The sequence below is a fragment of the Streptomyces durocortorensis genome (assembly GCF_016901035.1).
Classification (GTDB): domain Bacteria; phylum Actinomycetota; class Actinomycetes; order Streptomycetales; family Streptomycetaceae; genus Streptomyces; species Streptomyces durocortorensis.
Genome location: NZ_JAFEUF010000443.1, coordinates 1 through 2649 on the forward strand (window position 1 = coordinate 1; position 2649 = coordinate 2649).

Genomic DNA, 2649 nt, shown 5'->3' on the forward strand with positions numbered 1-2649 from the left:
GCGTGGGGGGGGGGCCGGGGGGGGGGGGGGCGGGGGGGCGGGGGGGGGGGGGGGGGGCCCGCGCGCCGCGTGCGCCCGGCCCCGGAATATGACGCTCATTGGTCTGGACATGTTCACGTCGCGTCAATAATCTAAGACTTGGTCTAGACCGCAGCACCGCGTCACGCACAGCACTCCGTACCAAGCGCGCAGCAGTCGAGCAATGCTCATGGAACCTCCCCCACGTTCTAGAGGAGCGACAGCCCATGCGGAAAAAGGCAAGCGCGGCCGTGATCGGCCTGGCGATAGCGGGCGTTTCGGTGCTCGCGACCAACACCGCCAGCAGCCACGGCTACACGGACTCCCCGATCAGCCGTCAGAAGCTCTGTGCCAACGGCACGGTGACCGGCTGCGGCAACATCCAGTGGGAGCCGCAGAGCGTCGAGGGGCCCAAGGGCTTCCCGGCGGCAGGGCCGGCGGACGGCAAGATCTGCTCCGGCGGCAACGGACAGTTCGCCCAGCTCGACGACCCCAGAGGCGGCAACTGGCCCGCCACGCAGGTCACCGGCGGACAGGGCTACAGCTTCCGCTGGCAGTTCACCGCCCGCCACTCCACCAGCGACTTCCGCTACTACATCACCAAGAACGGCTGGGACTCCACCAAGCCGCTCACCCGGGCCGCACTCGAATCGCAGCCCTTCATGACCGTGCCCTACGGCAACCAGCAGCCGCCGGCCACCCTGACCCACCAGGGCACGATCCCCACCCAGAAGACCGGCAAGCACATCATCCTCGCCGTGTGGAACGTCGCGGACACCACCAACGCGTTCTACGCCTGCTCCGACGTTAAGTTCTGACGCTTCATCAGTTATCGTGCGGCGCCATGAGGAGTACCGGCACCGTCGCGGAGCTCGTACGACGTCAATGGGGTGACCACCGGCCCGCCCTGAAGCACGGCCCCACCGTGCTCAGTCATCACCAGGTGGTCGAGGGCGCCGCCGCACGGGCGGCGCTCCTCGCGGATCTGCTGCCACGCGGCGGCGAACCGCACCTCGGCGTCCTGCTCGACAACACCCCTGAGTTCCCGCTGTGGCTCAGCGCGGCGGCCCTGGCCGGGGCCGCCGTCGCGGGGATCAACCCCACCCGGCGCGGCCCCGAGCTGGCCCGCGACATCCTGCACACCGAAGCCCCTCTCCTGATCACCGAGCGTGCCCACCTGCCGCTCCTCGCCGGTCTGGAGCTGCCGGGCGTACGGATCCTGGTCACCGACACCGAGGCGTACGCCGCCCTGCTCGCCCCGTACGCGGGCGCACGCCCCGGCGACGCCCGGCTCGCCCCGGTCGGCCCCGGCAGCCGCATGCTCCTCTACTTCACCTCCGGCTCCACCGGCGCGCCCAAGGCCGCGATCTGCACCCAGGGCCGGCTCGCCGGAGCGGGCGCCTCCCTGGCCGGACACTTCGGCGTCAGGCCCTCCGACACCCACTACATCTGCATGCCGATGTTCCACGGCAACGCCGTCCTCGCCGACTGGGCCCCGGCGCTGGCCGCCGGGGCCGCCATAGCGCTGCGCCCCCGTTTCTCCGCCTCCGCCTTCCTCGACGACGTACGCGGCTACGGGGCGACGTACTTCACCTACGTCGGGCGCGCCGTGCAATATCTGCTGGCCACCCCCGAACGCCCCGACGACCGGGACCACCCGCTGCGGCTCGGCTTCGGGACCGAGGCGGGCGCCGTGGACGCGGCCCGGTTCCGGGAGCGGTTCGGGGTGCGGCTGGTGGAGGGGTACGGCTCCTCCGAGGGCGGCGCGGCGATCCAGCACACCCCGGGCACCCCGCCGGGCGCGATCGGCCGGGCCGCCCCGGGCGACGACCTCGCCGTCGTCGACCCGGAGAGCGGCGAGGAACGGCCCCGGGCCCGGTTCGGCCCGGGCGGGCGGCTGCTCAACGGGGACGAGGCCATCGGCGAGCTGGTCAACCGGGGCCCGACGCCCTTCGAGGGCTACTGGCGCAACCCGGCGGCGGACGCGGAACGGGCCCGGCGCGGCTGGTACTGGACCGGCGACCTCTTCTACCGGGACGCCGACGGCTTCCTCTACTTCGCGGGCCGCACCGACGACCGGCTCCGCGTCGACAGCGAGAACCTGGCCGCCGCGACGATCGAGAGCATCCTGGCCCGCTGGGAGGAGGCGGCGGCCGCCGCCGTCTACGCGGTCCCGGACCCGGTCACCGGCGACCAGGTGATGGCCGCCCTCGCGCTCCGGGCGGGCGCGGCCTTCGACCCCGCCGCCTTCACCGCGTTCCTGCGCGCCCAACCGGACCTGGGGACGAAGATGGCGCCCCGGTTCGTCCGGATCCTCGACCGGATGCCGGTCACCGCGACGAACAAGATCCACCGGGTGGCCCTGCGCCGGGAGGGCTTCCGCTGCCCGGACCCGGTCTGGTGGGACGGGGGCGGCGACGGGGCGTACGTACCACTGGAGGGTGAGGGGCTGGCGGCCCTGCTGGGACGGTACGAGGAGCGGGGGACGGCGCTGTGAGCCGCACCCCGGAAAAGCGAAGTGGCGGCCTTCGTGAAGAAGACCGCCACCCCGTGTCGTGCGCCGTCAGGGACTCGAACCCCGGACCCGCTGATTAAGAGTCAGCTGCTCTAACCAACTGAGCTAACGGCGCC

Annotated in this window: 2 protein-coding genes and 1 tRNA gene; 2 read left to right on the plus strand and 1 reads right to left on the minus strand. The window is 72.5% G+C overall.

The window, feature by feature from the left end; genetic code table 11:
• The first annotated feature begins 245 nt into the window (after positions 1–245).
• Entirely contained in the window at positions 246–836 is a 591-nt protein-coding gene (locus JS521_RS35190; protein ID WP_030708599.1) for a lytic polysaccharide monooxygenase auxiliary activity family 9 protein, read from the plus strand.
• Positions 837–862: 26 nt separating this feature from the next.
• The gene (locus JS521_RS35195; RefSeq protein ID WP_205086921.1) at positions 863–2515 is read left to right on the plus strand and encodes an AMP-binding protein; all 1653 of its coding nucleotides are present in this window, start codon (positions 863–865) and stop codon (positions 2513–2515) included.
• Between the two features lie 59 nt (positions 2516–2574).
• Here the strand turns inward: JS521_RS35195 and JS521_RS35200 are convergent.
• Positions 2575–2648 (minus strand) — tRNA-Lys (locus tag JS521_RS35200).
• Position 2649 lies beyond the last annotated feature (1 nt).

Excerpts from the sequence above, each read along its gene's own strand:
- JS521_RS35190 (WP_030708599.1), top strand. The coding sequence starts at position 246 with ATGCGGAAAAAGGCAAGCGCGGCCGTGATCGGCCTGGCGATAGCGGGC.
- JS521_RS35195 (WP_205086921.1), top strand. The coding sequence starts at position 863 with ATGAGGAGTACCGGCACCGTCGCGGAGCTCGTACGACGTCAATGGGGT.